This window comes from Pseudomonas sp. 22072 (genome assembly GCF_052046095.1).
Taxonomy (GTDB): Bacteria; Pseudomonadota; Gammaproteobacteria; order Pseudomonadales; family Pseudomonadaceae; genus Aquipseudomonas; species Aquipseudomonas paracarnis.
In genome coordinates this window covers 260,031-285,828 of sequence record NZ_JBQEQE010000006.1, presented here as the reverse complement: position 1 = coordinate 285,828, position 25,798 = coordinate 260,031, and the positions used below count along the sequence as shown (strand labels likewise).

The window sequence follows — 25,798 nt, the reverse complement described above, 5'->3', positions numbered from 1 at the left end:
CGGTCCACACAGTCTCAATGGTGAACCCATCCCAGTGTGGGAGCGGGCTTGCCCGCGAAAGCGTTAGTTCAAGCAACACATATCTCGGATCGAGTCAGGCCGAGCGCGCCATGATCAACCCACTGTCACTCGCCGCTTCCAAGCGAATCGCAACAAACTTGGACGTTGGCGTATGGCTACCGTCGCCAGTGCTTTCCAACGGCACCAACGGGTTCACTTCGGGGTAGTAAGCCGCCGCCTGCCCCGCCGGAATATCAAATGCCAGCAGCGTAAAACCCTTCACGCGGCGCTCACGACCGTCTTCCCACAGCGACACGATGTCTGCCTTCTGCCCCGGCTTGAAGCCCAGGCGGATGATGTCGGCTTCGTTGACGAACAGCACGTCACGTTGGCCTTTGACTCCGCGATAACGGTCGTCCAGGCCATAGATGGTGGTGTTGTACTGATCATGGGAGCGCATCGACTGCATGATCAGGTCCGGCACTCGGCCCGTGGCGTGGGTGCGTTCGTGGATCAGGTCTTTGGGCAAGATGTTCGGGCGGAAGTTGGCGCGACCTGATGGAGTGTTCCAGCGCCGTGCGCCGGCGGAGTTGCCCAGATAGAAGCCGCCTGGATGCTTGATCTTCTCGTTGAAGTCCTTGAAGCCTGGGATGGTGTCGGCGATCAGGTCGCGGATGCGCCCGTAGTCGGCCACCAGCCAGTTCCAATCCACGGGCTTGCTGCCCAGGGTGGCGGCAGCAATGCCCGCCAGGATCGCCGGCTCGGACTTCATCAGTTTCGACAGCGGTTGCAGTTGGCCGTTGGAGCCGTGGACCATGCTGAACGAGTCTTCCACCGTCACCGCTTGCGGGCCGTCGGCCTGGATGTCTATGTCGGTGCGGCCCAGGCACGGCAGGATCAACGCATCTTTACCGTGCATCAGGTGGCTGCGGTTGAGCTTGGTGCTGATCTGCACGGTCAGGTCGCAATTTCGCAGCGCTTCAAAGGTGCGCGTGCTGTCTGGCGTGGCTTGGGCAAAGTTACCGCCCAGGCCGATAAAGACTTTGGAGCGGCCTTCAAGCATGGCGTGAATCGCTTCCACCACGTTATGGCCATTGTCGCGAGGCACCTGGAACTGGAAACGACGCTCCAGCGCGTCCAGAAACGCCACCGGTGGGCGTTCGTTGATGCCCATGGTGCGGTCGCCCTGTACGTTACTGTGGCCACGCACCGGGCACAGCCCGGCACCTGGGCGGCCGATATTGCCGCGCAGCAGCATCAGGTTGGCGATTTCCTGGATGGTCGGCACCGAGTGGCGGTGCTGGGTAATCCCCATCGCCCAGCACATGATTACACTCTTGCCTTTGGCGTACATGCGTGCCGCTTGCTCGATCTCCACCAGGGTCAGGCCGGACTGCTCGACGATCTCCTCCCACGAGGTGTCGTCGATCTGACCCAGGTATTCCAGGACGTTGGCAGTGTGCTCGTTGAGGAAGTCGTGGTCGAACACCGCTTCCTTGCCTTCGGCCAGGGCTTGGCGTTCCCACAGCAGCAGGAACTTGGCCATGCCACGCAAGATAGCCATATCGCCACCCAGCGCCGGGCGGAAGTAGGCGGTGTTGGTCGGCTTGTCGCCGTTGGTGAGCATTTCCAGCGGATGTTGCGGGTGCTGGAAGCGCTCCAGGCCGCGCTCTTTCAGCGGGTTGATACACACCACCTGAGCGCCGCGTTTCACCGCTTCGCGCAGCGGCTCGAGCATGCGTGGGTGGTTGGTGCCGGGGTTCTGGCCCCAGACGAAAATGGCATCGGCATGTTCGAAGTCATCAAAGGTTACGGTACCTTTGCCCACGCCGACACTCTGCGCCAGGGCTACGCCGCTGGCTTCGTGGCACATGTTCGAGCAGTCCGGGAAGTTGTTGGTGCCAAAGGCGCGTACGAACAACTGGTACAGGTAGGCGGCTTCGTTGCTGGCGCGGCCCGAGGTGTAGAACTCGGCCATGTTCGGGCTGGGCAGCGCGTTGAGGTGCTTGCCGATCAGATCGAACGCTGCATCCCAACTGATGGGCAGGTAGCGATCGCTCTCGGCGTCATAGCGCATTGGCTCCGTCAGGCGGCCCTGGTACTCCAGCCAGTAGTCGCTTTGCTCCAGCAACGCCGTGACGCTGTGCTTGGCGAAGAAGGCCGCATCGACGCGGCGCTTGGTGGCTTCCCAGTTGACCGCCTTGGCGCCGTTTTCGCAGAACTTGACCATGCCGCTTTCCGGCGAGTCGCCCCAGGCGCAGCCCGGGCAGTCGAAGCCGCCGTTCTGATTGGTCTTGAGCATCATGCGCAGGTTTTTGAGGGCGTTGTCACTGGTCAGCCAGGCTTGCGCCACACTGATCAGGGCGCCCCAGCCACCGGCTGGGCCTTTATAGGGCTTGTAGCGTGGGGTGGGGGTCTGGTCGGCTTGGTGGTGAAGGCTCATGGCTGGTGCTCCATCGCAGGGCTATAGACCCGTGGCGCGCTTTTTTGCGGCAGGTGGATGAGGTTGAGGTTGTGCCGGCGTGCCCACTGCAGGGCCAGGCCGGTGGGCGACGACAGGCTGACCAGGGTCTGGATACCCGCGCGCAAGACTTTCTGAATCAATTCGAGACTGCAGCGGCTGGTAACAATCGCAAGGCCGCCGTCGGTCGGAATCTTTTGGCGGATCAACGCGCCAATCAGTTTATCCAGGGCGTTATGCCGGCCGATGTCTTCGCGACCCATCAGCAATTCCCCCTGGCTGTTCATAAAAACCGCCGCATGCACGGCGCCGCTGTGCTGGCCCAGGGGTTGGAATGCGCTGATACGCTGGCGCAGGCCGTCGAGCCACTGCGCCGGCGGCAAGGGCGCGCCGGGCAGTACCTGGAGGTCGGGCAATGCTTGCTCTACCGCTTCCACGCCACACAGGCCGCAGCCGCTGGTGCCCGCCAATTGGCGGCGTTGCTGCTTGAGGTTCCAGAACGCACGGCTGGACACCTGTACCTGGGCGTACTGGGCTGCGCCCGAACCGCTGATTTTCAGGTCATAAATATCGTTAACGTCGGTGATAATGCCGCTGCCGAGGCTGAAACCTACAATGAAGTCTTCCAGGTCCGTAGGCGTCACCAGCATCACCGCCTGGCTGATATCGTTGTAGGCAATCGCCAACGCCACCTCTTCGGCCAGCGCAGTGCTGGCGAATTCAGTGTGTTCAAGATTGCAATAGTGATAGCTCTGGCTGGCGACGGGCGCGGTCGATTCGAGAGCGGGCGCCGCGCAGTGAGGGCGCTTGGCGTTCATGGGGCAGTACCACCGGCGGATTGATCAGTGATTAGACTAGGCGCGACAAAGGGTCGCGTCTAATCGCCTGTATTGATCTATTGATAGAGGGCGTCGATCAAGGTTCACCCGCGTTTTAGTCGGGCTTATTCCAGGCAGGGGTGATTGCGATACTTTTGAGTCTTTAGCCAGTCTGGAACCCAAGTCGGCAGGACTGGTCTAGTCTTGGGCATCTGGAAATTAAATCCCAAGGAGAGCGCACCATGAGTATTTTTAGCTTTATCAAAGAAGCCGGCGAAAAGATTGTCGACCTGTTGACGCCGGGTAATGCGAACGCCAGTGAGCAGTTGAAGGAGCATGTGAGCAAGGTGGGGCTGGGTAATCCAAACGTGCAGACCACGGTGGATGGCGACAAGGTCACAGTGACCGGTGAAGTGGCCACGCAGGAAGAGAAAGAAAAGATCCTGTTGGCGCTGGGCAACATTGCCGGCGTGGCAAGTGTGGATGACCAGATTACTGTCAGTGGTCCAGTCGTGGTGGCTTCACGCTTTGTTGTTGTGAAAAGCGGTGACACTCTCAGCGCAATCTCTAAAACGGTCTATGGCGACGCGAATAAGTACAACAAGATTTTCGAGGCTAACAAGCCACTGTTGTCGCACCCGGACAAGATCTACCCAGGCCAGACGCTGCGCATCCCTGAGTAATACGCAGGATAAAATGAGCAAGCTCGCCCTTTTGTAGGAGCGAGCTTGCTCGCGAAAAACTCACAGGCACTGCGTTTACCCAGGAAGCACGCGTTATCGTTGACGTTTTTCGCGAGCAAGCTCGCTCCTACATAAGCCCGGTAATGAGTTCTCGATAATCCCCGACGGCCGCAAATTCTGCGGTGTCCTTTGAGCCTTTTTTGCTATCAGGTTCTTTCACTGCCAGTAAATGTCCCACGCCGAAATCCCGGGCACTGCGCAGGATCGGCAAAGTGTCATCTATAAACAGGCTACGGGCCGGGTCAAAGTGGATATCCGCTTGTAAGGCCTCCCAGAATTGCGGGTTTTCCTTGGGGAAACCGTAGTCGTGAGAGCTAATCAATCGCTCGAAATACGGCGCCAGTTCAATGCGCTCCAACTTCAATGACAGCGAATCACGATGAGCGTTGGTGATCATGATCACGCGCTTGCCGGCCTGTTTGATCGCCGCCAGGAAGGTATCGGCATCCGGACGCAGGGCAATCAGGTGGGCGGTTTCCAATTTGAGTTCGCGCACCGGGATCTTGAGCTCGGCGCTCCAGAAATCCAGGCAATACCATTGCAATTGTCCGGCGTTACGCTCGAACAGTGGCTGCAACTCCATCTCGGCCATGGCTCGGCTTACGCCGTGCAGTTCGGCATAGCGTTGCGGCAGGTGTTCCATCCAGAAGTGGTTGTCGTAATGCAGGTCGAGCAGGGTGCCGTCCATGTCCAGCAGGACGGTGTCGATGGCGTGCCAGGGCAGAGAGGGCATGGTGGGGTCTCATGTAAGTAAAAATATCCGACACAGACAATCGGAAAAGCCACGGTATAGTAACCCGATCACGCCAAGGAGCCGTTTATGCGCCAGAAACCCACTGTCCTCGCCCGCGAAATAGTCGCCAGTAGCCGTTTGTTCCGCGTGGAGGAAGTGCAATTGCGCTTTTCCAATGGCGTTGAGCGGACCTATGAGCGTCTTGTCGGGCGTGGCACGGGCTATGGCGCCGTGATGATTGTGGCGATGATCGATGAAGATCATGCAGTGCTGGTGGAAGAATACTGCGGTGGCACTGACGAATATGAATTGTCGTTGCCCAAAGGCCTGATCGAGCCCGGCGAAGACGTGCTTGCAGCGGCAGACCGCGAACTCAAGGAAGAGGCCGGCTACGGTGCACGGCAGTTGGAGCACATCACCGAGCTGTCATTGTCGCCCGGCTATATGAGCCAGAAGATCCAGGTGGTGTTGGCTACCGATCTCTACGAAGAGCGTCTTGAAGGTGATGAGCCCGAACCAATGCGGGTAGACCGGGTCAACCTGCGTGAGCTGTCGGCGCTGGCGCAAAACGAGCAGTTCAGCGAAGGTCGCGCCCTGGCTGCGCTGTATCTGGTGAGAGACCTGTTGACCCAGCGTGGAGCGTTCACCGCATGAGCGAACTGTTTTTAGGCCACCCGTTTATCGCACCGGTCATTGAACTGGCTCGGCAGGCGGGTGAAGCCATCCTGCCGTACTGGCGTGCCGAGGTAGCCGTGACGTCCAAGGCGGATGATTCTCCCGTGACGGCTGCCGACCTGGCTGCCCATCATCTCATTCTCGCAGGCCTCACCGCGCTGGACCCAAGCATTCCAGTGCTGTCTGAAGAGGACGCCGATATCGATCAGAGCGTGCGTGCCGGCTGGCAGCGCTGGTGGTTGGTAGACCCTCTGGATGGCACCAAGGAATTCATTTCTGGCAGTGAAGAGTTCACCGTCAATATTGCATTGATCGAACAGGGCCGCGTGGTGTTCGGCGTGGTGTCGATACCGACCACTGGCCGTTGCTACTTCGGCGGCGCGGGCCTGGGGGCTTGGCGGTCGGACGTCAATGCAGCGCCCAAGCAGATTCAAGTACGCCAGGCCCCGGCCTCGGGTGAGGCCTTTACGGTGGTGGCCAGCCGTCGTCATACCAGCCCTGAGCAGGAGCGCCTGCTCAATGGCCTCAGTGAAGGCTTGGGCGAGTTGAAACTGGCGAATATCGGCAGCTCGTTGAAGTTTTGCTTATTAGCCGAGGGCAGTGCCGATTGTTATCCGCGCCTGGCGCCGACCTCGCAGTGGGATACCGCAGCGGCCCAGGGTGTATTGGAAGGAGCGGGGGGTGAAGTATTGGAGTTGAATGGCAAGCCGTTCAGTTACCCGGCGCGGAAGTCGTTACTGAACCCGTTCTTTCTGGCGTTGCCGGCCAAGGCGGCGTGGCGTGAGCGGCTGTTGACTCTGGCCAGATCTTAAGGCCACTGCAGAGCAAGATGTGGGGGCGGGCTTGCCCGCGATGGCGGAGTGTCAGTCATACAGGTATTGGCTGATCTATCACTATCGCAGGCAAGCCAGCTCCCACATTAGTTTTATGGAGTGGCTGCTAGCGATGCAGGACATACTGGCCAGTAAAGACAACGGCACGCTCTGCACTGCCTTCATTCGCAACCCACGTCTCTAGCGCCAACCGCGCCCGCCCGTAACGCTTGTACGTCGCCAAGAAACGCTTCCACACTTTTTCTTCTGGGGCTGCGCAAATGGCCGTCGCATCCTGCGTTACTGGCAGCGGATAGCTGATCTGCCCTTCCTGAATCACGATATGTCCGTCTTCAATCCCGGCTTCACGCAGCTTCAGGTGCAGCCAACCCCAACCCGCCAGCACCGCGCCGCAGTAGAGGCTGCCGCCGAACATGGTGCTCTTGTGGTTGATATTGGCTTGCAAGGGCAGGTGCAGTTGCAGTTGGTCGTGTTGCCAGTCGAGCACCCTGAGGCCCATTTCCCGGGTGAGTGGGATGTCGTGGTGGAGGATGGATTCCAGGTAACGGCTATCACGGCTCATGGCGGCCTCTTTGTAGGTGGACGATGTCATTCGTCATCGGCGCTCTGGCCGGCACTGTCGGCGAAGTTCAGGCCGTGTTTGCGCAGTTTGTCGTGCAAGGTTTTGCGCGGTACGCCCAGGGCTTCGGCGAGGCTGCGCACAGAGCTGTGGGGGCGGGTCAGTTCGGCGGCGATCAGGCTTTTTTCGAACTGTTCGACTTGCTCGCTCAGGCCTCCGGGTGTGGAGGTCAGCACACCGGCCGCGGGGTGGTCCTGGGTGTTATCCAGGGCCAACTCCAGGCCGAGGGCGAAACGCTCCGCGGCGTTTTGCAGTTCCCGCACATTGCCTGGCCAGCTGTGGCGCAGCAAAAGCGCGCGCTGGCCCGGTTGCAGTTCGTGCAAGGGCAGGCCGTGGCGGCTGCTGGCCTCGTCGGCGAAGTGCTGGAACAGCATCAGCGCATCTTCACCCCGTTCCCGTAGCGGGGGAATGCGCAGCGGCGCCACATTGAGGCGGTAATACAAGTCGGCACGGAAACGGCCCTGGTCGGCGGCCTGGCGCAGGTCTTCCTTGGTGGCGGCGATAATGCGGATATCCAGCGGGATCAACTGATTGCCACCCAGGCGTTCCACGACGCGCTCCTGTAAAAGGCGCAGCAACTTGACCTGTACATCCAGGCTCATGCTTTCAATTTCATCCAGAAACAGCGTGCCGCCATTGGCAAACTCGAACTTGCCGATGCGGCGCTTTTGCGCGCCGGTAAACGCGCCGGGTTCATGACCGAACAGTTCGCTTTCCACCACCGATTCCGCCAGTGCTCCGGCATTGATCGCCACAAACGGGCCGCTGCGTCGGCTTGAGAGGTCGTGCAGGGCGCGGGCGACGACCTCCTTGCCTGCCCCGGTTTCGCCGAGGATCAGCACATCGGCCTTGGTCGCGGCCAGTGCACCGATTTGCTCGCGCAGGCGCAACATCTGTGGCGAGTGCCCTACCAGGCGCGTACTGAGTTGCTGGCGGTCGCTGAGAGCCAGGCGCAGGCTGCGGTTGTCCAGCACCAGCCGGCGCAGGGCCAGGGCACGGCGCACGCTGTCGAGCAGCGCGTCGCTGGCGAAGGGTTTTTCCAGGAAGTCATAGGCGCCGGCACGCATGGCTTGCACCGCCAGCGGTACGTCGCCGTGGCCGGTGATCAGCAGCACCGGCAGGTCGGGGTCCTGGCCGTGCAGTTCAGCCAGCAGTTCCAGGCCGTCCATGCCGGGCATGCGAATGTCGCTGACTACCACGCCCGGCCAGTCGCGGGACAGGCGTGCGGTGAGCCCGTTGGCTTCTCCCAGGGGCAGGACTTTCAGGCCGGCCAGGTCCAGGGTCTGGCACAGGGCCTGACGCAGGTGTGGATCGTCGTCGATCAATACCACCTGAATCGAGTTGTCGATACTCATACACTGCGGTCCTCGGACGGTTGCAGACTGACGCCCGGCGAGCCGGCGCGCAATTTCAAGGTTAACAGCGCGCCGCCCTCCTTGTGGTTGGCGAACAACAGTTCGCCGCCGAAGGCGCGCATCAGGGTGTCGCAGATCGCCAGGCCCAGGCCCAGGCCCTGGGTGCGCGTCTTGGTGGTGTAGAACGGCTCGCTGGCGCGGCCCAGGGCTTCCATGCAAAAGCCCGGGCCATTGTCGCGAATGTACAGGTTGACGCCCTGGGGCGTGGTTTCGGCACTCAGCCAGAGTCTGCGTGGCGGACCTTTTTCGGTGAGGGCGTCCAGAGCATTGGCCAGCAAGTTACCCAGCACCTGGCGCAGACGGGTTTCACCGGCCTGCACCCACAAGGTCGCCTCTGGCAAGTCGCGAATCAACTCCACCTCCATCGAACGCCGACGCTTGGCCAGTAATGCCAGGGCGTCATCCAGTGCCGGTTGCAGGGCCACGCTCTCCGGCGCGTGACGGTCACGGCGGGCGAAGGCGCGCAAGTGGGCGATGATCGAGGCCATACGCCCGGTCAATTCACTGATCAGCTTGAGGTTGCCGCGGGCATCGTTGGTGCGCTCATGGTCGAGCAGGATCTCGGCGTTTTCGGCATAGCTGCGAATCGCCGCCAGTGGCTGATTCAATTCATGGCTGATACTCGCCGACATGGTGCCCAGCGCCGAGAGTTTACCGGCCTGGACCAGATCATCCTGGGCGCGCACCAGTTCTTGCTGGGCATGCTCGCGCTCCAGCACTTCCTGTTTAAGGCGCCGGTTAAGGCCCTCCAGGTCGCTGGTACGCTCGGCCACGCGCATTTCCAACTCGCGGCGGGCCTTGGCTTCGAAGGCGATGCGTTCCAGATAGTGCCGGCGGCGCTGCATCAGCAACCCCAGCAACAGCATCAGCACCAACAACGTGGCACCGCCCACGGCGACGACCGTGCGCACCGGACGGTTGATCAGCGAGCGCGGCGCGAGGATTTCCACGTTCCAGCCGGTCTCGGCGATAGCCGTGGACTGGCGCAGCCAAGCGCTGCTGCTGAGGCTCAACGGCTGCGGGTCGCGGGTGGGGTAGGGCTGGATAGCAATGATGGCCTGGCGTTCTTCGGCGGTCAGTGGCCGCGTGGCGCGGAATCGCCATTGCGGGCGCGAAGTGAGGATCACCACGCCGTTGTGGTCGGTGACCAGCAATTGTTCCGGGGTATTGCCCCACAGGCTTTCGGTGTGGTCCAGGTCGACCTTCACCACCAGCACGCCGATGATGGTATCGCCGTCACGCACCGCGGCGGCGAAGAAGTAGCCGCGCTTGGCCGAGGTGGTGCCCAGGCCGAAGAACCGTCCGAGGCGCCCGGCCATGGCTTCGCTGAAATACGGACGGAAGGAAAAGTTGCGCCCCACAAAGCTGTCTTGTTTGTCCCAGTTGGACGCGGCGAGGGTCTTGCCGGTGGTGTCCATCAGATACATCACCTCTACCCCGGCCTGGGCGGCGACGTCCTTGAGCAACTGGTTGGCATTGACCAGGTGGGTGCTGACGTGGGGCGCGCCCAATGCAGTGCGCAGGGCCGGTAAGTCCCCGAGGATCTGCGGCAGTATTTCGTAGCGATGCAGGGTGCCCAGCAAGTTGGCGACGTAGAGGTCGAGGGTCTGGCGGTTTTGCCCGGCCAGCTCGCTGCGGTAATAGCGCTCGGCCAAATGCTCCAGCGGCCACAACAGCGGTGCCAGGCACAGAGCCAGCAGGGCGAGGCTGCGCCAGCGGGGTCTTCGCGGAAGGGGTGGGGTCATGGAAGTCGCGCCTGTGGGTACAGGCGCATTATGCCTAGTGCTGCTGTGCAAGACACTCGTGCAATGCGTCTTGCCACTGGGGCTGGCTGACGTGCCATTGCTGTTGCAGGCGGGTGCAGTCCAGGCGCGAGTTCAGCGGGCGCTTGGCGGGGGTCGGGTAGGCGCTGGAAGGGATCGGCTCCAGCTCGGCGCAGGCCTTGCCCTCGGCGCGCAGTTGCTCGCCAATGGTTTGGGCAAAGCCGAACCATGAAGTCTCACCCTGGGCAGTGAGGTGGTAAACACCCCAATCCCCTGCCTTACCGGCCTGCCACTGCTCGATCAGCACGCGGGTGCTGTTGGCGATAGTCCCGGCCCAGGTCGGTGCACCGATCTGGTCGGCCACGATGCGCATCTGCGGTTTTTCCTGCAGGAGGCGCTGCATGGTCAGCAGGAAGTTCTTGCCGTGGCTGGAATAGACCCAACTGGTGCGCAAGATCAGGTACTCGCCGCCTGCAGCCGCAATCGCCTGCTCGCCCGCCAGCTTGCTCTGGGCGTAGACACCCAATGGGTTCGGCGTGTCGCTTTCGGTGTACGGGGCAGGTTTGGTGCCGTCGAACACGTAGTCGGTCGAGTAGTGAATCAGCGGGATGCCCAACGCCTTGGCCTCTTCGGCGAGGATGCCGGGGGCGATGGCATTGATGGCGAACGCAGCGTCCGGCTCGCTCTCGGCCAGATCGACGGCGGTGTGGGCCGCCGCGTTGATGATCAGCCCAGGGCGATGGGCGCGCACTTGCTGGCGGATAAGGTCTGCGTCTGCCAGGTCAAGCTGGTCGCGGCCCAGGACGAGGAGTTCGCCCAAGCCCTTGAGCCGCTGTTGCAGCTCCTGGGAGACTTGGCCGTGTTGGCCGGTGATGAGGATTTTCATGGGAACAAGTCAGCTTCCATCAGCAGTTTGCCGACCTGATCCTTGGCGGAGAGTTGCGGCGGTTCGGCCAGCTCCCAGTCGATGGCCAGCGTCGGGTCATTCCAGAGAATGCTGCGCTCGGCGCTTGGCTGGTAGTAGTCGGTGGTTTTGTACAGGAACTCTGCGTACTCACTCAACACCACGAAACCATGGGCGAAGCCTTCCGGCACCCAGAGTTGGCGATGGTTCTGTGCCGACAAGCGGACACCCACCCACTGGCCAAAGTTGGGTGAGCTGCGACGGATGTCGACCGCCACATCCAACACTTCACCGTAGGTGACACGCACCAGCTTGCCTTGAGTGTGTTCAAGCTGATAGTGCAAACCTCGCAGCACGCCTTTTTGCGAGCGTGAGTGATTGTCCTGCACGAAATTACGCTTGAGCCCGGTGGCCATTTCAAAGGCGCGCGCATTGAAACTTTCGTAGAAGAAACCGCGTTCGTCGCCGAATACCTTTGGCTCGAGGATCAGTACGCCGGGTAGTGTGGTTTCAACTACATTCACTGGGTCTCTCCGGCAAGCGAGTAGAGGTATTGGCCGTAGCCGGTCTTGCCAAAGTACTTGGCGCGCTCCAGCAGATAATCACGATCGATCCAGCCATTTTCATAGGCGATCTCTTCCAGGCATGCCACTTTCAAGCCCTGGCGGTGCTCGATGGTCTGAACGTAGGTCGAGGCTTCCAGCAGGCTGTCATGGGTGCCGGTGTCGAGCCAGGCGAACCCACGGCCGAAGCGTTCAACGTGAAGATCGCCACGCTGAAGGTAGGCATTGTTGACGTCGGTGATCTCCAGCTCGCCGCGTGGCGAAGGCTTGACCGCCTTGGCGATCTTGATCACGTCGTTGTCGTAGAAGTACAGGCCGGTCACGGCATACGGTGACTTGGGCTTTGCCGGTTTTTCTTCGATGGAAAGGGCGCGGCCCTCTTTATCGAAATCAATCACACCGAAGCGCTCCGGGTCTTTCACCCAATAGCCGAAAACAGTAGCGCCCGAGGAGCGCTCGGCTGCGGTGCGTAACTGATCGCCAAAATGCTGGCCGTGGAAGATGTTGTCCCCCAGAATCAGGCACACCGCGTCATCACCGATGAACTCTTCGCCAATGATAAATGCTTGAGCCAGCCCGTCCGGGGAAGGCTGTTCGGCATACGTGAAACGCACGCCAAACTGGCTGCCGTCTCCCAGCAGGTTTCGGTACTGCGGTAGGTCTACCGGAGTGGAGATCACCAGAATGTCCTTGATGCCTGCGAGCATCAGCACGGATATCGGGTAGTAGATCATCGGCTTGTCATACACCGGCAACAGCTGTTTGGACACTCCCAACGTAATGGGGTGTAGGCGAGTGCCGGAGCCGCCAGCCAATACAATTCCCTTCATCATGCGATTAGATCCTTCAAGTCGGTGTTGCCCAATCGTTCTCCCTGATAACTGCCGTCCTGGACCCTGCTGCACCATTCCAGATTATCGAGGTACCACTGTACGGTTTTGCGCAGGCCGGTCTCGAAGGTTTCTTCCGGGACCCAGCCCAGTTCGCGTTCGATCTTGCTGGCGTCGATGGCGTAGCGTTGGTCGTGGCCTGGGCGATCCTTGACGAAGGTGATCAGGTCAGTGAATTTCTCCACACCGGCTGGGCGTTGCGGCGCCAGTTCTTCCAGCAGGGCGCAGATGCCACGTACCACGTCGATGTTCTTCTGTTCGTTGTGGCCGCCGATATTGTAGGTTTCGCCCACAACCCCAGTGGTGACCACTGTGAGCAGCGCACGGGCATGATCCTCGACGAACAGCCAGTCACGCACCTGCAGACCATCGCCATACACCGGCAGTGGCTTGCCCGCCAGGGCGTTGAGAATCACCAGCGGGATCAATTTTTCGGGGAAATGGAACGGCCCGTAATTGTTCGAGCAGTTGGTCAACAGCACCGGCAGGCCATAGGTGCGCTGCCAGGCGCGTACCAGGTGGTCGGACGCTGCCTTGCTCGCGGAATACGGCGAGCTCGGTGCGTAAGGCGTGGTCTCGGTGAAGAGGTCGTCCACGCCGTGCAGGTCGCCATACACCTCATCAGTGGAGATGTGGTGGAAACGGAATGCGCTTTTTGTCGGCTCTGCCAGCTTCTGCCAATAGGCTCGCGTGGCTTCCAGCAGGCTGTAGGTGCCAACGATGTTGGTCTGGATAAAATCCGACGGGCCGTCAATGGAGCGGTCGACATGGGACTCGGCCGCCAAGTGCATGATCGCATCGGGTTCGAAGCGTGCGAGCAAGGCGCTGACGGTGGCCTGGTCGATGATATCGGCCTGGACAAACTCATAGCGGCTGTTGGACGCGATGCTGGTCAGCGACTCGAGGTTGCCGGCGTAAGTCAGCTTGTCCAGGTTGAGCACCTCGTGCTCGGTGTGCTGGATCAGGTGGCGGATCAGGGCTGAGCCGATAAAGCCAGCGCCGCCAGTAACGAGAATGCGCATATCGGAGGGCCCTTTCCTTAGATAGACATTATGCGGATGAAGCATAGCTTGAGTGGTGCGAGCCGGGTGGTGCAAGCGCTGTATTACTAGGGGGTTGCCTTGTGCCCCTGAACAATGGCGATATAGACGCCTGAAAAAACAAAGGTCGTCACAATGTCGTTAGCCACGTTGACCCACCGTGCCAGCTTGCCTTGCCCACAAGTAACCCCCGAGCAAGCAGCATGCCTGCTCGAGCGGCACTATGGAATGGCGGGCAAATTACACTCATTGGGCAGTCAGCAAGACCTCAACTATAGAATTGACAGCACGCGGGGCCGCTTCGTTTTGAAAATCTGCCGGGGCGACTACGCCGCGGTTGAACTCCAGGCCCAGCACGCAGCGCTCAGCAGCTTGGGCGCGCATGCCGGCCTGCGTGTGCCCAAGGTCATCCAGACCTTGGCGGGTGAGGAGTTGCTGACGGTCAACGTCGATGGCCAAACCCTGCACCTGCGGCTACTGGACTACATCGACGGCCAGCCCCTGACGCATTTACCCCACCTGAGCCGCACCGTGATCGAAGGCTTTGGTGAGCTGTGCGGGCAGATGAGCCTCGCGCTGGCGGATTTCGAGCACCCAGGCCTTGCGCGCACCCTGCAATGGGACCCGCGCCACGCGCAAGCATTGATCACCCACCTGCTGGCAACCTTGCCCGACCTGCCGCAGCGTGCTGCTTTGGAGCAGGTGGCCAGGCAGGTCGAGGCGCATGTCCAGCCGTTGGCGGCACACCTGCCTTGGCAAGCGGTGCACATGGACATCACCGACGACAACGTGATGTGGCAGCGTGATGCCCAGCGGCACTGGCGCATACAAGGCGTGATCGATTTCGGCGATCTGGTGCACACCTGGCGAATTGCCGATCTGTCGGTGACCTGCGCGGCGCTGTTGCACCATGCCGACGGTGATCCGTTTGCTCTCTTGCCGGCGATCCAGGCCTGCCACGCGGTCACGCCGTTGCAGCGTGAAGAACTGGAGGTGTTGTGGCCGTTGATCGTCGCTCGCGCGGCGGTGTTGGTGCTCAGCAGTGAGCAGCAGCAACGCCTGGACCCGGACAACGTTTATCTAAAGAAAAACGCCGAACACGAGTGGGAAATCTTCCATATCGCCACGTCGGTGCCCTTCGAACTCATGCAAGCGGCTATTCTGCGCAGCGTCGGCAAAACATTACCGCCCGTCGCCAACCAAGACTTCGCGCCTTTATTGCCAGGCTTGGTGGGCCGCGAGTTTGCGCTGATCGACCTGGGCGTACTCAGCCCGCATTTCGAGGCTGGCAATTGGGAGACTCCCGGCATCGATCGGCGCTTGCTGGATCAAGCAGCGACGGTGCATGGGCTGGCGGCCAGTCGTTATGGGCAATACCGCTTGTCGCGCACCCGCCCCGACAGTGCGCTAGAGCCCGAGACCTTCCCCCTGCATGTCGAACTGCATCTGCCCCACGGCACGGTGCTGGAAGCACCCTTTGCGGGAATGCTGCGCGAAGGTACCGACGGCTTGCTGTGTTTGCACGACAGCGGCCTGAGCCTGCGCTTGTGGGGCGTGCGCACATCACTCAAGCCGGGCGCAACCTTGGTCAAAGGGCAGGTGCTGGGCGAGGTTCATGCGCCGTTGACTGTGCAGTTGTGCCGCGCCGACCTTGAGCCACCGCTGTTCTGCACACCTTCCCGGGCGTTGGTGTGGCAGGCGTTGTGCCCGTCACCCGCAGCTCTATTGGGCCTGGCCTGTGATGCGGAGCCGGAACTGGACCCAGAAGCCCTGCTGGCCCGGCGTGATGCCAGCTTTGCCCGCTCCCAGAAGCACTACTACGCCGACCCACCGCGTATCGAGCGCGGCTGGCGTAACCACCTGATCGATATGCAGGGCCGATCGTACCTCGACATGCTCAACAACGTGGCCGTGCTGGGCCATGGCCACCCGCGCATGGCTGAAGTGGCGGCTCGGCAGTGGTCGTTGCTCAACACCAACTCGCGGTTTCACTACGCGGCGGTTGCCGAGTTCTCCGAGCGCCTGCTGGCGTTGGCGCCGGAGGGCATGGACCGGGTGTTCCTGGTCAACAGCGGCACCGAGGCCAATGACCTGGCGATTCGTTTGGCCTGGGCCTACAGCGGCGGGCGCGACATGCTCAGTGTGCTGGAGGCCTATCACGGCTGGTCGGTGGCGGCGGATGCCGTGTCCACGTCGATTGCCGATAACCCCCGGGCCTTGAGCAGCCGCCCGGATTGGGTACACCCGGTGACCGCGCCCAATACCTACCGCGGTGAATTCCGCGGGCCGGACAGCGCGCCGGACTATGTACGAAGCGTGGAGCATAACCTGGCGAAAATCGCCGCGAGCCAGCGTCAATTAGCCGGGTTCATCTGTGAGCCGGTGTACGGCAATGCCGGCGGCATCTCCCTGCCACCGGGTTACCTGCAACAGGTGTATGGCCTGGTCCGTGCCGAGGGGGGCGTGTGCATCGCCGATGAAGTGCAGGTGGGTTACGGCCGCATGGGGCATTTCTTCTGGGGGTTTGAACAGCAAGGTGTGGTGCCAGACATCATCACCATGGCCAAAGGCATGGGCAACGGCCAGCCGTTGGGTGCAGTGATCACCCGCCGAGAAATTGCCGAGGCGCTGGAAGCCGAGGGTTACTTCTTCTCCTCATCAGGAGGCAGCCCGGTCAGCTGTCGGATCGGCATGGCGGTGCTGGATGTGATGGAAGAGGAAAAGCTGTGGGAAAACGCCCAACTGGTAGGTGGGCATTTCAAGGCACGGTTGGAGGAATTGATCGATCGCCATCCACTCGTCGGTGCCGTGCATGGTTCGGGCTTCTATCTGGGCCTTGAACTGGTGCGCGATCGCAAGACCCTCGAACCTGCGACTGCAGAAACCGCTTTGTTGTGTAACCGGCTGCGGGAGCTGGGGATTTTCATGCAGCCTACCGGTGATTATCTGAATATCCTCAAAATCAAGCCGCCGATGGTGACGTCCAGACGCAGTGTGGACTTCTTTGTGGACATGCTGTCGAAAGTGCTGGATGAGCAACTGTGATTTATCGATTGTTATCGGCTATTTTTTGCAGACGCGAGCACCTATCATGTTTTTAGTCTGTTAAAGCCGATTTTTATCCATTATAAAGTTGCCCTTCACCCCATTCGGAGCCCTGATCGCCATGACCACCTTGCACAGCACACCTCGCGCCGATGGCTTTCACATGCCTGCCGAATGGGCGCCCCAGACCCAGACCTGGATGATCTGGCCCGAGCGCCCAGACAACTGGCGCCTGGGCGGTAAGCCTGCTCAGGCGGCCCATGTGGCGGTGGCCAAGGCCATCGCACGTTTTGAGCCGGTGACCGTCGCGGTCTCCGCCGGCCAGTACGAAAACGCCCGTGCCCGCCTGGACGTACCCAATATCCGCCTGGTGGAAATGTCCAATGACGACGCCTGGGTTCGCGACACCGGCCCCACTTTCGTGATCAACGGCAGTGGTGAAGTACGGGGTGTGAACTGGGACTTCAACGCCTGGGGTGGTTTTGACGGCGGTCTGTATGCACCGTGGAATCGCGATTCCCAGGTGGGAGGCAAGATCCTCGAGATGGAGCGCGCACCGCGTTACCGCACTGAAGGCTTTGTGCTTGAAGGCGGTTCGATTCATGTCGACGGCGAAGGCACCCTGATCACTACCGAAGAATGTCTGTTGAACCGCAACCGCAACCCGCACCTTGATCGTGCGGCCATTGAGGCGGTGCTCAGCGATAACCTGGCGGTAGACAAGATCATCTGGTTGCCGGATGGCCTGTTCAACGACGAAACCGACGGCCATGTGGATAACTTCTGCTGCTACGTGCGCCCGGGCGAAGTGCTGTTGGCCTGGACCGATGACCCGCAAGACCCGAACTACCCACGCTGCCACGCAGCCATGGACGTGCTGCAAAGCAGCACCGATGCCCAGGGCCGCTCGTTCATCGTGCATAAAATGCCGATCCCGGGTCCGCTGTATGCCACTGAGGAGGAATGCGCCGGGGTAGACCTGGTTGACGGTAGCCAGGAGCGTAATCCGACCGTGCGGTTGGCCGGTTCCTACGTCAACTTCCTGATCGTCAATGGCGGCATCATCGCGCCGAGTTTCGATGACCCGTTGGACGATCAGGCCAAGCAAATCCTGCAGAACCTGTTCCCACAACATGAAGTGGTGATGGTGCCGGGCCGCGAATTGTTACTGGGTGGGGGCAATATCCATTGCCTGACCCAACAGCAGCCAGCTCCGCAGCGAAAGTGAGTGCAGTTGTAACAGCGCCTTGATGGCGCACGAGCACCGCGCGTTTGCAGTGTTCCCCGCAAGCCCGCGACCCAGCCCGGTCGCGGGCTTTTTCATGCCTGCATGCCGGTGAACAGGGCACATTGGCATAGCTCTTGTATCGCTGTGGTTACAGTGGCCCAAGGGGGATGACCGTGCAGTTCTGTCACAAACCTTGAGTAAGTTAGCCGCTCACGCAGCAGGAGAGAGCGCTGAAATGAATGCCGATGTCCACCTGATGAACACGCGTACGTTCCACCCTTTGCGGGTCGACGCAGACGCCATCCATGCGTTGGCCCTTTGGTTGAAGGCGAACGGCTCGCCACAGGTCAGGCAATTGCCTGATTTGCGCAGCGTGATGAGTGAGCGCTACCCGGTGGGGTTGTTCACGGAGGACGAAGTGCAGGCGTTGTGCGAGTTGATGAGCAACTAAAGAACACACCTGAAACCGACTGTGGGAGCTGGCTTGCCTGCGATGGCGGTGGTTCAGTTGAAGATTGGGGGACTGGCACACCGCTATCGCGGGCAAGCCCGCTTCCACAGGGATCTGCGCCAGGCGCTGATTTTTTGGACAATATCTAACCAGTGTGGGAGCTGGCTTGCCTGCGATGGCGGTGGTTCAGTTGAAGATTGGGTGACTGGCACACCGCTTTCGCGGGCAAGCCCGCTCCCACAGGGATCTGCGCCAGGCGCTGATGTTGTGGGCAATACCTAACCAGTGTGGGAACAGGCTTTGGTTCCCATGAGGTGTGTCAGAAGCTGTAGGTACCGGTGACTACCAGGCTTCGCGGCTCGCCTGGTTGAATCTGCGCCGCACTGGTCGCCGAGGCGTAGTAGTTTTTATCAGCGATATTGTTCAGTGCTGCCCGCACGTCCCATTCTTTCTGACGGAACCCGGCCAGCGCGTCCCAGCGGCCATAACCAGGCAACACCACGGTGTTGAGGTTGTCGGCGTAACGATCGCCCACCAGGGTCAAACCGGTTTCCGCGTACCAGCCCATCTCCGGCTTCCAGGTGATGAACAGGCTGGCGTTGCGCTTGGCCACGTCGCTGATCCGTTTGCCCTCAAACCCGTTGTTGTCCTTCTCCACCTTGGCATCCTGCAGGCCTACGCCGCCGCGCACATACCAGTTGTCGACGATCTTGCCGGTGGCGGTCAGCTCCACGCCGCGTGAGCGTTGTTCGCCGGTGAGCAGGGTAATGGTACGGTCCAGCGGGTCGCTGGTGCGGCGGTTGTAGAGTTCCAGCTCGTACACAGCCAGGGTGGTGCTCAGGCGCTCATCGAACCAGTCGCTCTTCACGCCGATTTCTTTTTGCTTGGTCAACTCCGGGCTCAGGTCGTTGACGTTGCCGGTGGCGTTCGGCGTGATGCCGATCAGGCCGCCGCCTGCTGGGGTGAAAGTCTTGCTCCACGAGGCGTAGAACGAGTGGTGCTCCAGGGGCGTCCACACCAGGCCGACGCGCGGGCTGGTGCTGTGGCTTTTCACGTTCTGTTGGATGTCGAGCAGCTTGTTGGTGGTGTCCACTTCGAAGCGGTCGTAACGCAGCCCGCCCAGCAGTTGCCACTGGTCATTCAGGCGCAGTTGGTCCTGTATGTAGAGGGCGCGGCTTTCGACTTCGGTGTGGTTGTTACTCGACAGTCGCATGCTCCCGGTGTGGCTCAGGCGGCGGTTGGGCTGGTTGAGGTCCAGGCTCGGCACCGTCTTGCCATCTCGAGCGGAGTACAGCTTCGGATCACGGCGCTGGCTGCCCAGCTCAATACCGGTGAGCAGGCGGTGCTCCAGGCCAAAGGTGTCGAAACCGCCTTCCAGCTCCAGGTTGTTGAACACGTTGCGGGTGGTCAGGTCCTGCTGCCAGTGTTGGCGGCTGACGATGTTGGTTTTCGGGTCATAGCCGGTCTGGTAAGTATTGTCGAAATCGCTGTCGAGCTTGAACACGCCGAGGGTGTGGCGCAGCTGCCAGTCGGCGTTGAGCTCGTAGGCAAGTCTGGAACGCAGCGACTGGGACTTATCGTCTATGTAATCGCCGTGATCAAAGTAAGTGGTGCTGCGGCTGACATCCGCCGGGCGCCCGTTGACACCAGGAATGCCACGGTCTGGGGTGCGGTTGTAGCGGCTGTATTCGTATTGCACCAGCCAGTTCAGCTCTGGAGTGAGCTGCCAGCTCATCGACGGCGCGAACAACTGGCGGTTGCCGCTGACGCCATCGCGAAAGCTGTTGTTGTCCTGGTTGCCCATGTTCAGGCGCAGGCTGATGTTATCGGTGGGGTCGGTACTCAGGTCGGCATACAGGCTGCGCAAATCGTTGCTGCCGCCTTGGGCTTCGATGCTGGACTTTTGCCCTGGGCTTGGCAGTTTGCTCACCCGGTTGACGATCCCGCCCTGGCCGCCTCGCCCGTAAAGCACGGCGGCCGGTCCCTTGAGCACTTCGATACGCTCGATGTTATGCAGGTCACGTACGTACTGGCTGTCGTCGCGAATGCCATCCAGATAGAAGTCATTGCTGGCGTCGAAACCGCGTATGCGCAGGCTGTCGAAGCGTGTATCGGCGCCGCTGCTGACGTTGGGGATACCGCTCAATGCCTGGCCCAGATCGTTGGTGCCATAGGAGCGCAGGCTCTCGGTTTTGACTGAGTCGATCGCCTGGGGCACGTAGCGAACAGCCGTCGCGGTGCGTGTGGCGGTGCTGGTCTCTTTGACCCGTGGGTCGTCTTCGTCTGCTTCCACGCTGATCGAGGTTTCGGGCAGGACCGTGGCCGCACCGGCAAAACCAGCAGACAGCAGGACAGAGAGCCCAAGGGAGAGGGGCGTCAGGCGAGGGGCAGGCATGGGAGTGTATCCAAATGATGTGGCAGGAAAATTGTGCGCGAATGGTAATGCTTTGCATTTGCGCACGTTATCTATTCCCTAACGCATTGCATGCGGATTTGTTACTTAATGTGTTTACAAGGGCTGATCAAGGTGTTTTCAAGGCTTTCATCCCGCCGCTTTAGCCCGCTGCTTAGACGAATATCGCCTAAATACAGACGATTCACGAAATTGACACATAGTTCAACGCCCGCATAGGATTGCGCCCAACGCCTGTGGCTAACCACCATGACTAAATCCAATAAAAAAAGGCCCGCGGCAGTTCAGTCGTCCGCGGGCCTTCTTTTTGCTGGCAAGGTCGACACCAGAAAAGCAACAGGAGCCTGGTGTCACAGCGCGTACTCAACCCGTAATAAGGAATATAAGAAAATGTTGAAGCAACGGATGAGTCTGATCGCTCTGGGGATTTTGAGCGCATCGACAGCAATGGCAAACGACCAGGAGCAATCCAAGGGTTTCGTTGAAGACAGCCACCTGAACATCGCAGCACGTAACGCCTACATCAGCCGTGACTACAAAAACGGCAAGCAGGACAAAGCTGAATGGGGCCAAGGCTTCATCGGCAAGTTCGAGTCCGGCTTCACCCAAGGCACCGTCGGTGTGGGTGTGGATGTGATTGGCCAATACGCTATCCGCCTGGATGGTGGTAAAGGTCGCAGTGGCGCTGGCGGTATCGACTTCTTCAAGCAAGGTGACAGCGGAGAAGCCGCCAACGACCTGGCCAAAGGCGGCGCAGCCGTCAAGGCGCGTATCTCCAACACCGTGATCAAATACGGTCAGCAGATGCCAGCCGTGCCGGTCCTGCAATACGACAACTCGCGTCTGCTATCGGAAACCTACGAGGGCACCTCGATCGTTTCCAAAGAGATCGCCGGCCTGCAACTGGATGCTGGTCACTTCACCAAGGAAGCTCGCAAGAGCGCCGAGGGCAGCGACAGCGGCCGCTTGAAGAGCATCAACTACATCGGTGGTAGCTACAAATTCACCGAAAGCCTGTCGGCTGCTTTGTACGCCTCCGACATGCAGGACGTGCTGAAGAAGCAATACGTCAACGTCAACTACGTGCTGGCCCTGCCAGAACAACAGTCGCTGACATTTGACTTCAACGGCTACAAAACCAAGCTGGACCGCAGCTTCGCCCTGGAAAACCAAGGTGATGCGGACGCTCGCGACAACAAGATCTGGAGCCTGGGCGCTACCTGGGCCGTTGGCGCGCACAGCTTCACCCTCGCTCACCAGCGCAGCACCGGTGACACCGGCTACCTGTACGGTGGCTACCGCAACGCTGGCGGCATTGGCGACGGCGGCAATACCATCCTGCTGGCCAACTCCTACTGGTCCGACTTCAACGGCAAGGACGAGCGCTCCTGGCAAGCAGGTTATGGCATCGACTTCGCCACCTTCGGCGTACCGGGCCTGACCTACAACATTGCCTACGTGCGCGGCACCAACATCGACGACGGCACTGGCCGTGGCGATGGCACCGAGCGTGAAATCTGGAACCAGTTCAAGTACGTGGTACAGAGCGGCCCAGCCAAAGACCTGAGCCTGCGTGCCCGTGCCTCGTGGTTGCGCGTTTCCAACAACGCCAGCAACTACAACGTAGGCGGTAACGAAATCCGTCTGTTCGCCGACTACCCGATCAACGTTTTCTAATTGATCGAATGTCGTGCCTGATGCCAGGCGATAAAAAACCCCGACTGGTTCGGGGTTTTTTATTGTCCGCTCGCGGGGGCGTCAGGCTTTGACCGGTGCGAGCTTTTTGCAGTTCTCTTTGCGCGTCGGGTACTGCTCGCATTTGCGCAGTACGCTTTGCACCTGCTGCGCATTCTGCAGTTGCTGGTTGGCCAACAGCTTCTCGGTAATAAACAGTTCTTCCGAGCCCAGGTTGCGTTCCGCCTTGTCGATCATCGCCAGGGCCGATTGCCCGTCACCGCGCTTGAGGTGGTAGCTGATCATCAAGTCATAGGTGGAAGGCCCTGCCAGGGACCAGTCCTTGATCGCCTGCAACTCTTTCACCGCTTCGCTGTTTTTGCCCTGGGCCAGGCGCACGGTATAGGCGGTGCGCCGAATGCTCGGCTGGTCTTTTACCGGCGAGGCCAGGGCCTTGCGGATGAAAGCGTCAGCCTGCGGCACCTTGTTTTTTTCCAGGGCATCAATTGCGAAGTACGCGTCTTTATAGCCCTGCAAAGCCTTCGCCACCTGGGGCGTATTCTTCATTTTCGACCAGCTTTGCGGGTTGACCCGGGCGCGGCGTTCCTGGCGATACTCGCGTTGCAAGTACTGGCGCAGCTCGGTGTCGCGGTCCATGGCCGACATATGTGAGCGGTTGAAGTATTGGCTGGTCGCGGTGATGCCGGTGGTCAAGCCATCCTTGACCAGCACGTCCAGCTCTTTGGTGAACTGGTCGAGATTGAACTGCTGCAGCGAATCCTGCATGGCATTCTTGCGCGCCGTGAGGAACCCCGTGAGCAAGGGCTTCTGCTTGCCCTGGAAGTCGTTGAGGCGCTCCAGACTATGGGTGGCGGCTCGCGGCGCGTAACCGGCACGGATCATCAAGTCGGTGCCCAGCAAGTCGGCCTGGTCTTCCTGGCTGCGGCCCCAGGCGGTGCTCCATACCTGATCGGAAAAGGTATTGGCCAGGGCGGTATACAGCACGGTGTTGCCGATGGTCTTCTGGGTGCCGGCTGGGTCTTTACTGAACAGTTTCATCGTACCGGAGCTGCGGTCCACGCCCGTATCGGCAGCCATGGTGGCCAAGGCGACCGTGGAGGCCACGGTGGTGAACATGTCTTTCTGCTGCTGGAAAGCGGCCATGCGGTCATGGTGATGCAGCAATACGTGGCTCATTTCATGGCCCAGCATCGCGGCGATTTCGTCTTCGCTGGCGACGTTGTCCAGCATGCCCAGCGGCACGAACAGGTTGCCGTAGGGGTCTGCCGACGGCCCGAAGCCATAGCTGTCGGTGATCTTCACCTGCAGCGGCGGCAACTCCCCCGGCCAGCCCTTGGACAAGCGCGTGACGATGCCCTGCAAGTAGCCTTGCAGCATCGGGATATCCACCAGGTTCTGCTGGCGCGCTTCAGCGGCCGGTACCGCACGCCCGTCGTAGCTCAAACGCTGCTGGCTCTGGCGCTGTGGGTCGAGCTTGTAATACTGGCGTACGTCGCTGTTATCCACGTAATGGCCCTGAACCCGGGACTGGGTCGAGGGCCCCACCAGGTTCATAAACGCCTGGTCTGCGCCTTTCAAGGTGGCGCAACCACTGAGCACCGAACTGGCCAACAGGCTGGCTGCTACTAGATATCCCTTCACCGCAACGCTCCTTTTATTGATTGCAGCCGGCACCAAAACCGATGGTGGAGTTGTTGCGGCTGTCCTTGGCCTGGCTTTTGGTCAGGCCCTGGCAGGGCAGGTCGACGACGTTCAGCGGGGGCTCGATGCGCAAATCCATGGTGTCCAGCCACACCTTCTGGCCTGCCAGTTCTACCTGCACCAGGTCCAGCGCCTGGTTGTACTGCAATACCGGCAGGGGCTGGGTGGGCGCGTCCTTTTTCGCCAGCTCACGTTGTTGCTTGCCCTGCTCGTCCAGCACTGTCACCGGGTCGGCGAGGAACGCCTTGATACTGTGGGTTTCTGCCCAGGCGCCCTGGGTGAAGAGGGCGGCGAGCAAGACGATGAGGCTTCTGTTCATCCTTGGTTTCCTTGAGTCAGATAGCAGAGCGGTGCACTCAGCGATCGCGGTCGAAGAAGGCTTCGATCCGCTCGCTGAACAGCACCAACGACAGCAACACAATGCCCAGCACGTTGACCGGGGTGATGTCATTGAGGCTCAGCAACACACTGACCCCCGCCAACATCGACATCACCAACAGCCACGACGGGCACGGCGAGGTAAAAAACCAGATTTCCTGGCGCCGCCACCGGCTCCAGGTGCGATGGCCCGCCAGGCGACGTGCGTGCAGCGCCTTGAGCACGGCGATCAACGCCAGCAGCCCGAGCTCCAGCAGGTCCAGCCAATTGAACGGCAGGTGGGGGAAATTGGCCGGTTCATGGTCGTAGTCCATGCCCGCATTGATCAGGTTGTCCAGCGCCATGGCGTGCAGGTAAACGCCAGGGAGTTGGCCGTGTACCGGCGACTCCACCAAGTCCCCGGTGGAAGCAATATTGGCGCCCACCAACACCAGGCGGTCGCGCAGTAACTCGGCGACCAATGCCTGGTCGTCGGGGTCGCTGACCTCCAGGTCACTGGCCGACAACGTCAGCGTATAAGGGCAGCGCGCCTGGGCCGAGTCGTCGAGCTTCCAGAACACCGCCTGAAATAACTGCGCCACCCCATCCAGCAAAAAGTGCCGTGCCGGCGCGCAGTGGCGGATATCGGCAATACGTGCCTGCTCGGGCGCCAGCTTCAGCCCCCACTGCACCGCGATGGGCTGGCGCTGCGCAGCGGCTTGCACATCCACCGGCGGCTGCTTGCAGTGCTGCGTGGCACAGAACACTCGATACAGCGACAGGGCGGGAGTTTCCATCAGCCCTGCATGTGTGCGCATCGCCAGTGGATACTTGTCATCCACCCCTTCCCATACAACCAGCGCCGGCTGGCTCACCTGCATGAACGGCGCCAGCGTATTCGCCTGGCCCGCCTCTGCCCGAGTCAACCCAGTATTGGCCAGCCACAATGGGATGCGTTGGCGTTGATAACGCTCAAACACATTCGCCAGCAACTGGCTGCCCCGCGTCGGGTCGCCAAACGAGTGGTCGTGGCTATAAAGCAAATCCACAAACACCGCCTGGGGCTTGTACGCCAGCAAGCGCTTGAACAACTTGCTCTGCTCGCCATAGGGCATGGGCCACGAACTGTTATTGCGCATCAGGTAGGCATCATCGATCAACACCACCGCCACCCGCTGCTGCCCAAGGCTCGGGTAGTGACTGGCGAACATACGATTGAGCCACTGCGCCGACGCCTTGTCGCTGGAACTGGCCAGGCCGAAAGGATCAAGAATCGCCAGCAACACGATGATGACCGCCAGCCAATAGCGGCGGTATTTGAACAGCGGGGGTTTGGACAACATCCATGTCTCGATAAAAACGCAAGCAAGGCGGGGTTTTTAACGGAGTGGGGAGGGGGTGTCAATTGGAAAAGTGGCTAAGTGCCATATCGCTATGGGCGCATGGGTTGT

At 60.5% G+C, this 25,798-nt stretch carries 21 protein-coding genes; 7 read left to right on the top strand and 14 right to left on the bottom strand.

The window, feature by feature from the left end; all coding sequences use genetic code 11:
* Positions 1–94: 94 nt before the first annotated feature.
* Both ACTJLA_RS09190 and fdhD read right to left on the bottom strand, forming a co-directional pair.
* Positions 95–2,443 carry an FdhF/YdeP family oxidoreductase gene (locus ACTJLA_RS09190; protein WP_440841057.1) on the bottom strand — a complete coding sequence of 783 codons (2,349 nt, stop codon included), beginning with the start codon at positions 2,441–2,443 and terminating at the stop codon, positions 95–97.
* Entirely contained in the window at positions 2,440–3,279 is an 840-nt protein-coding gene (gene fdhD, locus ACTJLA_RS09185; protein WP_089042069.1) for a formate dehydrogenase accessory sulfurtransferase FdhD, read from the bottom strand. Before fdhD ends, ACTJLA_RS09190 begins: the two co-directional genes overlap by 4 nt.
* A 242-nt stretch (positions 3,280–3,521) precedes the next feature.
* Between fdhD and lysM the strand changes: the two genes are divergently transcribed.
* Positions 3,522–3,962 (top strand): peptidoglycan-binding protein LysM, encoded by a 441-nt coding sequence (gene lysM, locus ACTJLA_RS09180; protein ID WP_032894105.1) that lies wholly within the window; start codon positions 3,522–3,524, stop codon positions 3,960–3,962.
* A gap of 127 nt (positions 3,963–4,089) precedes the next feature.
* Here the strand turns inward: lysM and yrfG are convergent, their stop codons facing one another.
* On the bottom strand, positions 4,090–4,755 hold the full coding sequence (gene yrfG / locus ACTJLA_RS09175; RefSeq protein WP_057975362.1) for a GMP/IMP nucleotidase: 666 nt from the start codon (positions 4,753–4,755) through the stop codon (positions 4,090–4,092).
* A gap of 87 nt (positions 4,756–4,842) precedes the next feature.
* Between yrfG and nudE the strand changes: the two genes are divergently transcribed.
* A complete protein-coding gene (gene nudE / locus ACTJLA_RS09170) occupies positions 4,843–5,409 on the top strand; it encodes an ADP compounds hydrolase NudE (protein WP_014716485.1) in 567 nt (188 codons plus the stop codon).
* The gene (gene cysQ / locus ACTJLA_RS09165) at positions 5,406–6,242 is read left to right on the top strand and encodes a 3'(2'),5'-bisphosphate nucleotidase CysQ (protein ID WP_440841054.1); all 837 of its coding nucleotides are present in this window, start codon (positions 5,406–5,408) and stop codon (positions 6,240–6,242) included. Before nudE ends, cysQ begins: the two co-directional genes overlap by 4 nt.
* Positions 6,243–6,369: 127 nt before the next feature.
* Here the strand turns inward: cysQ and ACTJLA_RS09160 are convergent, their stop codons facing one another.
* From ACTJLA_RS09160 to rfbB, 7 genes are read right to left on the bottom strand one after another with little or no spacing between them, the layout of a single operon-like run.
* The gene (locus ACTJLA_RS09160; RefSeq protein ID WP_440841053.1) at positions 6,370–6,825 is read right to left on the bottom strand and encodes a thioesterase domain-containing protein; all 456 of its coding nucleotides are present in this window, start codon (positions 6,823–6,825) and stop codon (positions 6,370–6,372) included.
* A 26-nt stretch (positions 6,826–6,851) separates the two neighbouring features.
* Complete coding sequence (locus ACTJLA_RS09155) at positions 6,852–8,237, bottom strand: sigma-54-dependent transcriptional regulator (protein ID WP_034125509.1); 1,386 nt, start codon at positions 8,235–8,237, stop codon at positions 6,852–6,854.
* Positions 8,234–10,042: a sensor histidine kinase gene (locus ACTJLA_RS09150; RefSeq protein ID WP_034125510.1), complete on the bottom strand. Its 1,809-nt coding sequence runs from the start codon at positions 10,040–10,042 to the stop codon at positions 8,234–8,236. Before ACTJLA_RS09150 ends, ACTJLA_RS09155 begins: the two co-directional genes overlap by 4 nt.
* A 34-nt stretch (positions 10,043–10,076) precedes the next feature.
* Positions 10,077–10,946, bottom strand: a complete 870-nt coding sequence (gene rfbD, locus ACTJLA_RS09145; RefSeq protein ID WP_440841051.1) for a dTDP-4-dehydrorhamnose reductase — start codon at positions 10,944–10,946, stop codon at positions 10,077–10,079.
* Positions 10,943–11,488, bottom strand: coding sequence for a dTDP-4-dehydrorhamnose 3,5-epimerase (rfbC, locus tag ACTJLA_RS09140; protein ID WP_034125512.1), 546 nt, complete (start codon positions 11,486–11,488; stop codon positions 10,943–10,945). The genes rfbD and rfbC overlap by 4 nt, the downstream gene beginning before the upstream one ends.
* The gene (gene rfbA, locus ACTJLA_RS09135; protein ID WP_003187717.1) at positions 11,485–12,360 is read right to left on the bottom strand and encodes a glucose-1-phosphate thymidylyltransferase RfbA; all 876 of its coding nucleotides are present in this window, start codon (positions 12,358–12,360) and stop codon (positions 11,485–11,487) included. Before rfbA ends, rfbC begins: the two co-directional genes overlap by 4 nt.
* Positions 12,357–13,439 (bottom strand): dTDP-glucose 4,6-dehydratase, encoded by a 1,083-nt coding sequence (gene rfbB / locus ACTJLA_RS09130; protein WP_440841048.1) that lies wholly within the window; start codon positions 13,437–13,439, stop codon positions 12,357–12,359. The genes rfbA and rfbB overlap by 4 nt, the downstream gene beginning before the upstream one ends.
* 153 nt (positions 13,440–13,592) lie before the next feature.
* Between rfbB and ACTJLA_RS09125 the strand changes: the two genes are divergently transcribed.
* The 3 genes from ACTJLA_RS09125 to ACTJLA_RS09115 all read left to right on the top strand — a co-directional run bounded on the left by ACTJLA_RS09125 (position 13,593) and on the right by ACTJLA_RS09115 (position 18,181).
* Positions 13,593–16,502 (top strand): aminotransferase, encoded by a 2,910-nt coding sequence (locus ACTJLA_RS09125; protein WP_440841046.1) that lies wholly within the window; start codon positions 13,593–13,595, stop codon positions 16,500–16,502.
* A gap of 121 nt (positions 16,503–16,623) precedes the next feature.
* The gene (gene aguA, locus ACTJLA_RS09120; protein WP_198861811.1) at positions 16,624–17,730 is read left to right on the top strand and encodes an agmatine deiminase; all 1,107 of its coding nucleotides are present in this window, start codon (positions 16,624–16,626) and stop codon (positions 17,728–17,730) included.
* 235 nt (positions 17,731–17,965) lie between these two features.
* Positions 17,966–18,181 carry a hypothetical protein gene (locus ACTJLA_RS09115; RefSeq protein ID WP_054922627.1) on the top strand — a complete coding sequence of 72 codons (216 nt, stop codon included), beginning with the start codon at positions 17,966–17,968 and terminating at the stop codon, positions 18,179–18,181.
* A 319-nt stretch (positions 18,182–18,500) separates the two neighbouring features.
* Here the strand turns inward: ACTJLA_RS09115 and ACTJLA_RS09110 are convergent, their stop codons facing one another.
* Positions 18,501–20,576, bottom strand: coding sequence for a TonB-dependent receptor (locus ACTJLA_RS09110; RefSeq protein ID WP_440841044.1), 2,076 nt, complete (start codon positions 20,574–20,576; stop codon positions 18,501–18,503).
* 408 nt (positions 20,577–20,984) lie between these two features.
* Between ACTJLA_RS09110 and ACTJLA_RS09105 the strand changes: the two genes are divergently transcribed.
* A complete protein-coding gene (locus ACTJLA_RS09105) occupies positions 20,985–22,271 on the top strand; it encodes an OprD family porin (RefSeq protein ID WP_034125518.1) in 1,287 nt (428 codons plus the stop codon).
* Between the two features lie 81 nt (positions 22,272–22,352).
* Here ACTJLA_RS09105 and ACTJLA_RS09100 read toward each other — a convergent pair whose 3' ends face one another.
* From ACTJLA_RS09100 to ACTJLA_RS09090, 3 genes are read right to left on the bottom strand one after another with little or no spacing between them, the layout of a single operon-like run.
* Complete coding sequence (locus ACTJLA_RS09100) at positions 22,353–23,930, bottom strand: M48 family metallopeptidase (RefSeq protein ID WP_054896636.1); 1,578 nt, start codon at positions 23,928–23,930, stop codon at positions 22,353–22,355.
* 13 nt (positions 23,931–23,943) lie between these two features.
* Complete coding sequence (locus tag ACTJLA_RS09095) at positions 23,944–24,309, bottom strand: hypothetical protein (protein ID WP_014716500.1); 366 nt, start codon at positions 24,307–24,309, stop codon at positions 23,944–23,946.
* A 37-nt stretch (positions 24,310–24,346) separates the two neighbouring features.
* Positions 24,347–25,690 (bottom strand): CHASE2 domain-containing protein, encoded by a 1,344-nt coding sequence (locus ACTJLA_RS09090; protein ID WP_054896635.1) that lies wholly within the window; start codon positions 25,688–25,690, stop codon positions 24,347–24,349.
* Positions 25,691–25,798 lie beyond the last annotated feature (108 nt).

Excerpts from the sequence above, each read along its gene's own strand:
- fdhD (WP_089042069.1), bottom strand. The coding sequence starts at position 3,279 with ATGAACGCCAAGCGCCCTCACTGCGCGGCGCCCGCTCTCGAATCGACC.
- cysQ (WP_440841054.1), top strand. The coding sequence starts at position 5,406 with ATGAGCGAACTGTTTTTAGGCCACCCGTTTATCGCACCGGTCATTGAA.
- yrfG (WP_057975362.1), bottom strand. The coding sequence starts at position 4,755 with ATGCCCTCTCTGCCCTGGCACGCCATCGACACCGTCCTGCTGGACATG.
- rfbA (WP_003187717.1), bottom strand. The coding sequence starts at position 12,360 with ATGATGAAGGGAATTGTATTGGCTGGCGGCTCCGGCACTCGCCTACAC.
- ACTJLA_RS09110 (WP_440841044.1), bottom strand. The coding sequence starts at position 20,576 with ATGCCTGCCCCTCGCCTGACGCCCCTCTCCCTTGGGCTCTCTGTCCTG.
- ACTJLA_RS09155 (WP_034125509.1), bottom strand. The coding sequence starts at position 8,237 with ATGAGTATCGACAACTCGATTCAGGTGGTATTGATCGACGACGATCCA.
- ACTJLA_RS09125 (WP_440841046.1), top strand. The coding sequence starts at position 13,593 with ATGTCGTTAGCCACGTTGACCCACCGTGCCAGCTTGCCTTGCCCACAA.
- rfbB (WP_440841048.1), bottom strand. The coding sequence starts at position 13,439 with ATGCGCATTCTCGTTACTGGCGGCGCTGGCTTTATCGGCTCAGCCCTG.
- ACTJLA_RS09090 (WP_054896635.1), bottom strand. The coding sequence starts at position 25,690 with ATGTTGTCCAAACCCCCGCTGTTCAAATACCGCCGCTATTGGCTGGCG.
- ACTJLA_RS09150 (WP_034125510.1), bottom strand. The coding sequence starts at position 10,042 with ATGACCCCACCCCTTCCGCGAAGACCCCGCTGGCGCAGCCTCGCCCTG.
- ACTJLA_RS09105 (WP_034125518.1), top strand. The coding sequence starts at position 20,985 with ATGTTGAAGCAACGGATGAGTCTGATCGCTCTGGGGATTTTGAGCGCA.
- ACTJLA_RS09095 (WP_014716500.1), bottom strand. The coding sequence starts at position 24,309 with ATGAACAGAAGCCTCATCGTCTTGCTCGCCGCCCTCTTCACCCAGGGC.
- aguA (WP_198861811.1), top strand. The coding sequence starts at position 16,624 with ATGACCACCTTGCACAGCACACCTCGCGCCGATGGCTTTCACATGCCT.
- rfbD (WP_440841051.1), bottom strand. The coding sequence starts at position 10,946 with ATGAAAATCCTCATCACCGGCCAACACGGCCAAGTCTCCCAGGAGCTG.
- lysM (WP_032894105.1), top strand. The coding sequence starts at position 3,522 with ATGAGTATTTTTAGCTTTATCAAAGAAGCCGGCGAAAAGATTGTCGAC.
- ACTJLA_RS09160 (WP_440841053.1), bottom strand. The coding sequence starts at position 6,825 with ATGAGCCGTGATAGCCGTTACCTGGAATCCATCCTCCACCACGACATC.
- ACTJLA_RS09190 (WP_440841057.1), bottom strand. The coding sequence starts at position 2,443 with ATGAGCCTTCACCACCAAGCCGACCAGACCCCCACCCCACGCTACAAG.
- ACTJLA_RS09115 (WP_054922627.1), top strand. The coding sequence starts at position 17,966 with ATGAATGCCGATGTCCACCTGATGAACACGCGTACGTTCCACCCTTTG.
- nudE (WP_014716485.1), top strand. The coding sequence starts at position 4,843 with ATGCGCCAGAAACCCACTGTCCTCGCCCGCGAAATAGTCGCCAGTAGC.